Consider the following 6,620-nt stretch of genomic DNA (forward strand, 5'->3'; position numbering starts at 1 on the left):
TGCGGTTCGAGTTCGGCGCGAGCGATGCCGCCGAGCGACAGAGCAGCCGCCTTGGCCGGTGAATAGCCACCCATGAAGGCGGTCGGAGCGATTGCGGCCACCGACAGGACGTTGACTATCGATCCTCCGCCGCGGGCGGCGAGTACCGGCGCGAAGGCGCGGATCATCGTCAGAGGCCCGAAGTAGTTGACCTCCATCTCGGCTCGCGCAGCCGCTTGGTCGTCGGCCTCGATCAACCGATTCCCGGTGAACAGTCCGGCATTGTTGACGACCACTGTGGTGTCACCGCACGCCCTGGCCGCTGCATCGACGAGTCCTGGATCGGTCACGTCGAGTTCGACGATGTGTGCTCCGGTGGATCGCAGCTCGGCGGGCGCCTCGTCGGGATTTCTCACCCCTGCATAAATTTTGGCGGCACCCATCGACTTCGCCTGTTGGACGAAGGCCAAGCCGAGCCCTCGATTGGCGCCGGTGACGAGGACAGTCGCGCCCTCTATCGGCGTTCCGCGAAACCTTGTCATGAGTGCTCCTGTGTCTGCCGTGTGTAGATGAGGTCGTCGGGAAATTTCTTGCTCTTCTTCAAAGACGTTTCAGGCGCGAGCATCCCGAAGATCCAGCCTTCGGCTGTGGCCATGTCGTGGTTCCAGTCCCACCGCAGTGCGCGGTGGCGGATTCCCCACCTGCCGTCCTCGTAGCCGAAGCGGTCGATCAGGCGCGCCGAGGTGAGTGTGTCGGCTATGCCGTCCGAGTGCTTGATTCGCGCGAAGGCAAGCACGTAGGACTCGACGTGTGCTGTGTCCCCGTCGAGTTCGACCAAGACGTTGGTCATTGCGTGGGTGGTCAGTGACCGTGGGTGGGTGATGGCCCCGGCGATGTGGTCGATGTAGTCGTCGGCGGTGCCGGTGAAGACACCCCCGTGGTCTTCGGTTGCGCCGGGCAGATAACACCGCCTGGCGTCCTCGACGTCGCCGCGGTCTGCGGCTCGGAGGAAACGAGCCAGTACCTCGTAGATTTCCTGCTTGGCGACGAGAGCGTCGACCGGGCTGTAGTCCCTGACGTCTGGGCCCCCGCCGCTGTCGACTGCGTGAATGTTGTTGGACCTCACGATGATGTCCCTTCTCGGCTCCGGATCGGGGGCCGCACGTTGACGGAGTGCCTCTGTTTACTGTAGTAATCTCTATCACACTGTTAATTGAAGTGTCACGAGGAGGTGAAACCAATGCTTGGAAAGACACCACCCGCACAACCTGCGAATGACCCGGTCGTACTCACGCTCTCCGATGTATCGATCGAATTCGGCGGAGTCACGGCTCTCGACGACGTCGGCTTCGACGTCCACGCCGGCCAGATCTGCGGACTCATCGGGCCGAACGGCGCTGGTAAGACCACGCTGTTCAACTGCATCACAAGGATTTACGAACCGAGTCGCGGTGTCATCACCTGGCAAGGAACCGACCTCTTGGGATTGCGGCCCTATGCATTGGCATCTGCAGGGATCGCTCGGACCTTCCAGAATCTCGCACTGTTCAGCGGCATGAGCGTCTTCGACAACACCATGGTCGGCGGATCGTCTCGGGGCCGCTTCGGACTGGCGAGCGGGCTTCTCGGCTGGCCTCCAGCGCGCGCCCGAGTCCGAGAACTGCGAGAGAAGGCCTGGTACCTGCTCGAACGCCTCGAACTCGTCGACGTCGCGAACGCGCCGGCAGCAGGCCTTCCGTTCGGAACACTCAAGCGCGTCGAACTGGCACGAGCATTGATGTCCGAGCCTTCGCTGCTTCTGCTCGACGAGCCCGCCGGCGGGCTCACACACAGCGAAGTCAAGGAGCTGGGAGAACTGATCGTCTCGCTCCGCGACGACTTCGGCTTCGGAGCGCTTCTGGTCGAACACCACATGGGATTGGTGCTGGGTATCTCCGATCACGTTGTCGCACTGAACTTCGGCCACAAGATCGCTGAAGGTACTCCGGCGGAGATCCAGCAGAACGACGCCGTGATCAATGCTTATCTGGGGCGAGCGGCATGAGCCTGCTGAGCGTCGATGATCTGCATGCCGGTTACGGGCGAGGCAATGTACTGCACGGGGTGTCGCTCGACGTGGAACCCGGCGGGGTCGCTGTTGTTCTCGGCGCGAACGGTGCCGGCAAGACCACCATGATGCGCGCGCTTGCCGGATTGATTCCGCACCAGGGAACGATCACCTTCAACGGTTCGCCGCTCGGATCCAAACCTGAACGCGCCGTGGCCGCCGGCGTCAGCCTTGTCCCACAGGGCCGTGGAACTCTCGGTCAACTGTCGGTACGTGACAACCTGCTCGTCGGCGCTGCGCTTCGCAACGACAAGGCGGAGATCGAGGCCGACATCGAGCGGTGGTGTGAGACATTTCCGGTGCTCGCGAGGAGGTCCACACAGTTGGCAGGTTCGCTGTCAGGCGGTGAACAGCAGATGCTCGCGGTCGCGCGGGCATTGATGAGCCGTCCCACCCTTCTTTTGTGCGACGAACCGAGCCTGGGTCTGGCGCCCATCGTCATCGCCGAATTGTTCGACACGCTCGGTGCGATCAACCGCAGCGACGGAACTGCACTGCTGATCGTGGAACAGAATGCCGATCTCGCGATGAAACTCGCGTCGAAGGTCTTCCTGCTCGACGTAGGCACCATCGTCGCTGCCGGAACGCCCGAGGAATTTCGTTCCGACGACGTCGTGCGCAGCGCCTATCTCGGGTACCAGGAGTAAACGGTGACACTCTTTCTCGAACGACTCATCTCCGGATTGACCAACGGGTCGATCTACGCAATTCTCGCGCTGGCACTCGTGGTGGTGTTCCGTGCCACCGGCACGATCAACTTCGCTCAGGGCGAGTTGGCCCTGTTCACAACCTTCGTGGCGTGGTGGCTCACAACGATGTCCTGGCCGATCTGGGCCGCGATCGGAGCGGCTCTCGCTCTCGGCTTCCTGCTCGGGGCGTTGATGGAGCGTCTGCTCATCCGGCCGGTTCAACGTAGAAGTGACATGGCAGTGCTGATAGTGGCACTGGGATTGTTCACCGGGCTCAACTCGTTGGCCGGAATGCTGTGGGGGAGCGAAACGAAGATCATGCCGAGCCCGTTTCCCAACGGTCCCACCGACTACATCTCAGTGGGCGGCGCGCGCGTGTACGGCGACGCACTGGGCGTACTGGTTGCGCTCGTTGTCCTACTTGTGTTGATGTCCTTGCTCTTTCGCAAGACGAGAGTCGGTCTGCACATGCGTGCCGTCGCGGACAATGCCGAATCTGCCACTCTCGCCGGAGTTCCGACCAGCCGGATACTCGCAATCGGCTGGGGTGTTGCGGCAGCGATCGGCGCACTGGCCGGTGTCCTGGTCACTCCGCTCTCGCCGCAACAACTCGGCCTCACGACCATGTTCCCGATCTTCATCGCAGCATCTGCGGCAGCGCTGTTCGGCGGTCTGGACAGTCTTGTCGGCGCAGTTGTGGGTGGGTTGACGATCGGTGTTCTGGAATCGATGCTCAGCGGCTACATTTCGGTCATCGGCGGTTCGCTGCAGCAGACATCCGCGCTACTGATCATCGTGGTGATCCTCTTCGTCAGACCCAATGGACTGTTCGGTACCAAGAAACTGGAGCGGGTATGACGACGCTTGCCGAGAGAAATGAACCCGCGGTCGCCGAAAAGGCAGTCAGGCAGCCGCGCGTGGTGGTTGCCGGATCGACGTCGTACCGGATACTCCAACTGGTTCTGCTGGTGGCTGCCGTCTGTGCCCTGCTCCTCGTGTCGCAGAGCGCGCCGTTTCGCGTGGGGCAGTTCACGAGTGTCTTCATCATCGCGATTGCCATCGCCGGACTGAATATCGTCAGCGGGTACACCGGACTTCTGTCGATCGGCCATTCTGCCTTCTTCGGCCTCGGCGCGTACACGACCGGCGTTCTGATCGTCGATCGCGGATACTCGCCGTTGACCACAATCCCGATGGCCGTCGTATTATGTTTCGTACTAGGACTTCTCGTCGGGCTGCCCTCGTTGCGGATCAAGGGGCTGTATCTGGCTCTCGTTACCCTCGCCGTCGCTGTGGCGTTTCCCGAAGTGATCCGCAAGACCGGGGATCTCACCGGTGGCGCGGCCGGCATGGTCGTTCGTGCGAATCTTCTGGTCCCGCCGAAATGGACGGGTTTGACCCGCGCGGACACCTATCTCTGGATCTTCTGGGTTTCGGCAGTGACGCTGGCAGTGGTCATGCTCCTGATCCGCAATCTCGTCAAGAGTCGATTCGGTCTGGCAATGGTTGCGGTGCGCGACAACGAGATTGCGGCGAGTGCAAACGGCATCAACGTCGCGCGGGTCAAGATTCTCGCTTTCGGACTTTCCGGCGCGATCACCGGTCTGGCAGGTTCGCTGTTCACGATGTACATCGGCGCGCTCTCACCCGAGTCCTTTTCGCTGATGAAGTCGATCGAGTTCATCACAGGACTGGTGTTGGGAGGAATCGCAACGCAATTCGGCCCGATCGTCGGGGCGACGGCAGTGGTGTTCCTGCCGTACTACACCGGAAGCGTCACCGACGGCCCCGTGTCGGGAGTGGTGTTCGGCGCGGTGCTGATCGCGATCGTGTTCTTGATGCCGGACGGAATCGTCGGCCGGATCAACAGCGTTCTCCGACGGTTCGTCCTCGTGGTTCCCGCAGATCATCCCAAGTATCGCGAGGGTGAACCCCGCACCTGAGCGCCGTCTCCCTCGCCCACTCTCGTTTCTCTCAACTCACAGCAAGGAACTGGACGATATGAAAAGGCAGACCACGATTCCCGCAGTCATCGCCGCTGCGGCACTACTCCTTTCGGCCTGCGGAGGTAACTCCGACGCAGAGAGCAACACGTCGACCTCGGCCGGAGCAGTATCGGTCGACGACTGCAGCGATCCCAGTGGTGCCGCGGCGCCGATCACCGACAAACTCACGGTGGGGTGGAGTGGGCCGACGTCCGGCCCGCTCGCCGACGCGGTCGGCAACGTGATCGAAGGAATGCGAGCACGGTTCGAGGTCGAGAACGCGGCCGGCGGCGTCGGCGGCGTCAAGCTCGACGTCGTGGTCAAGGACGATGCCTTCTCCCCGGAGCGCGCCAAAGCCAATGTCGGAGAGTTCATTCAGAAGGACAAGGTCGACGTTCTGGGCACGTTCGGAGCAGGCCAGTTGAACGCCATTGCGGACGACCAGACCACTGCCTGTGTTCCGCTGCTCTTCGCGCAGGCAGGCATGCCCGAGTTCCGGGTGATCGAAGACTTTCCGTGGACCACGGAGTATCTACCGGATCCGGGCGTCGAGATGGAGGTAGTGGTCGAAAGCCTGAAGAAGAAGTATCCGAGCGGCGCCAAGGTTGCCTTGGCCACGAACCAGACCGAGTCCGGACAAGGGATCGCCAACGGCTTCAAGTCCGCGATCGAAGGAACGAACTTCGAGATCGCAGCCGAAGAGGCGCTGACCGACCCCAAGACGGCGGCATCGACCCTCAAGGCCAGTGGCGCCGAGGTATTGGTGGTGGCCGGTGTCACCACCGATTGCCTCGCGATCACTCAGGCGATCGGACGTGTCGGATGGAAGCCCGACACCGTGATTCAACCGTCGAACTGCGTCGACGGTGCGACGCTGTATGCGCCCGCCGGTGATGCTGCCGACGGGCAGCAGGTGATGGTGTGGCTCAAGGATCCCAACAACGCCCTCTACAAGGACGACGCGGCGGTACGTGACTACCTGGCCGGTGCGGCTGCTCACGGTGCCGATTCCCCGACCAACAGCTACACCGTGAACGGCTGGGCCATCGGTGACCTGTTGGTGGACAACTTCACTCGGGCCTCTGAGTCGTCTGACGGACTCTCACGCGCCAGCATCATGAGTGCCGCACGAACGCAGGACTACCACCCGCCGATGTTCATCGACGGAATCAAATTCACGATGACCGCGGACCATGCATTGGGAATCCTGGCATTCCAGCCGTTCGAGTGGAACGCCGCTACCCAGGCGTTCGAGAAGCAGGGCGACGTGATCGACATTTCCGGCCGTTACGAGAACTGAAACGAGTACGCGAATGAACAAGGCACACAGGGGATTGCATCCTCGCGTCAAGGTGGACGAATACACCTCGAAAGGGTGGTGGTCCGACGAGACGATCGATCAGGTGTTCCGGGCGCAGGTGCGGGTACGCGGTGACGAACTTGCCGTGGTTGATCCGGCGAACCGGAGCGAGTTGTCCGGCGGAGATCCGCGACGCCTCAGTTGGAACCAACTGGAGAGCGAAGTCATCGCGCTCGCTGCCGGCTTCTCCGAGGTGGGTTTGGGCCGGGGAGATGTTCTGGGCGTGCAGATGCCCAATACCGTCGAATTGGTCGAGGTCTACCTTGCAGCGTGGTCTCTGGGGATCGTGGTCTCGCCATTGCCCATGCAGTACCGCGAACGTGAAGTGGAAGGAATGGCAAACCAGGCGGCGTTTGCAGCATTTGTCACCGTACCCAGTTTTGGTGACAGACTCCCTGCTACGGAGATCGCTGCAATCAGATCCCGGATTCCCTCTCTGAGATCGGTGTTCGCCTACGCTCCCGCATCCGAGCTTCCGGCCCAGTTGCCCGCCGGTGTCG

The 6,620-nt window shown here is 61.9% G+C and carries 8 protein-coding genes; 6 read left to right on the forward strand and 2 right to left on the reverse strand.

Annotation, left to right across the window (positions count from 1 at the left end; translation table 11 throughout):
* On the reverse strand, positions 1-521 hold a 521-nt coding region (locus RWT78_RS26890), incomplete at its 3' end, for an SDR family NAD(P)-dependent oxidoreductase (RefSeq protein ID WP_314682087.1).
* Positions 518-1,105, reverse strand: coding sequence for a nuclear transport factor 2 family protein (locus RWT78_RS26895; protein WP_003939789.1), 588 nt, complete (start codon positions 1,103-1,105; stop codon positions 518-520). The genes RWT78_RS26890 and RWT78_RS26895, both read right to left, overlap by 4 nt.
* Before the next feature lie 114 nt (positions 1,106-1,219).
* Between RWT78_RS26895 and RWT78_RS26900 the strand changes: the two genes are divergently transcribed.
* The 6 genes from RWT78_RS26900 to RWT78_RS26925 all read left to right on the forward strand — a co-directional run.
* Positions 1,220-2,023: an ABC transporter ATP-binding protein gene (locus RWT78_RS26900; RefSeq protein ID WP_314682093.1), complete on the forward strand. Its 804-nt coding sequence runs from the start codon at positions 1,220-1,222 to the stop codon at positions 2,021-2,023.
* A complete protein-coding gene (locus RWT78_RS26905; RefSeq protein ID WP_003939931.1) occupies positions 2,020-2,733 on the forward strand; it encodes an ABC transporter ATP-binding protein in 714 nt (237 codons plus the stop codon). The genes RWT78_RS26900 and RWT78_RS26905 overlap by 4 nt, the downstream gene beginning before the upstream one ends.
* A 3-nt stretch (positions 2,734-2,736) precedes the next feature.
* Positions 2,737-3,633: a branched-chain amino acid ABC transporter permease gene (locus RWT78_RS26910; protein WP_003940241.1), complete on the forward strand. Its 897-nt coding sequence runs from the start codon at positions 2,737-2,739 to the stop codon at positions 3,631-3,633.
* Positions 3,630-4,718 (forward strand): branched-chain amino acid ABC transporter permease, encoded by a 1,089-nt coding sequence (locus RWT78_RS26915; RefSeq protein WP_003940378.1) that lies wholly within the window; start codon positions 3,630-3,632, stop codon positions 4,716-4,718. Before RWT78_RS26910 ends, RWT78_RS26915 begins: the two co-directional genes overlap by 4 nt.
* Positions 4,719-4,776: 58 nt before the next feature.
* The gene (locus RWT78_RS26920) at positions 4,777-6,060 is read left to right on the forward strand and encodes an ABC transporter substrate-binding protein (RefSeq protein ID WP_003939841.1); all 1,284 of its coding nucleotides are present in this window, start codon (positions 4,777-4,779) and stop codon (positions 6,058-6,060) included.
* Between the two features lie 13 nt (positions 6,061-6,073).
* The coding region (locus RWT78_RS26925; RefSeq protein WP_314682103.1) for an AMP-binding protein at positions 6,074-6,620 on the forward strand (547 nt) is incomplete at its 3' end.

Source organism: uncultured Rhodococcus sp., from assembly GCF_963525155.1.
Classification (GTDB): Bacteria; Actinomycetota; Actinomycetes; order Mycobacteriales; family Mycobacteriaceae; genus Rhodococcus_F; species Rhodococcus_F qingshengii.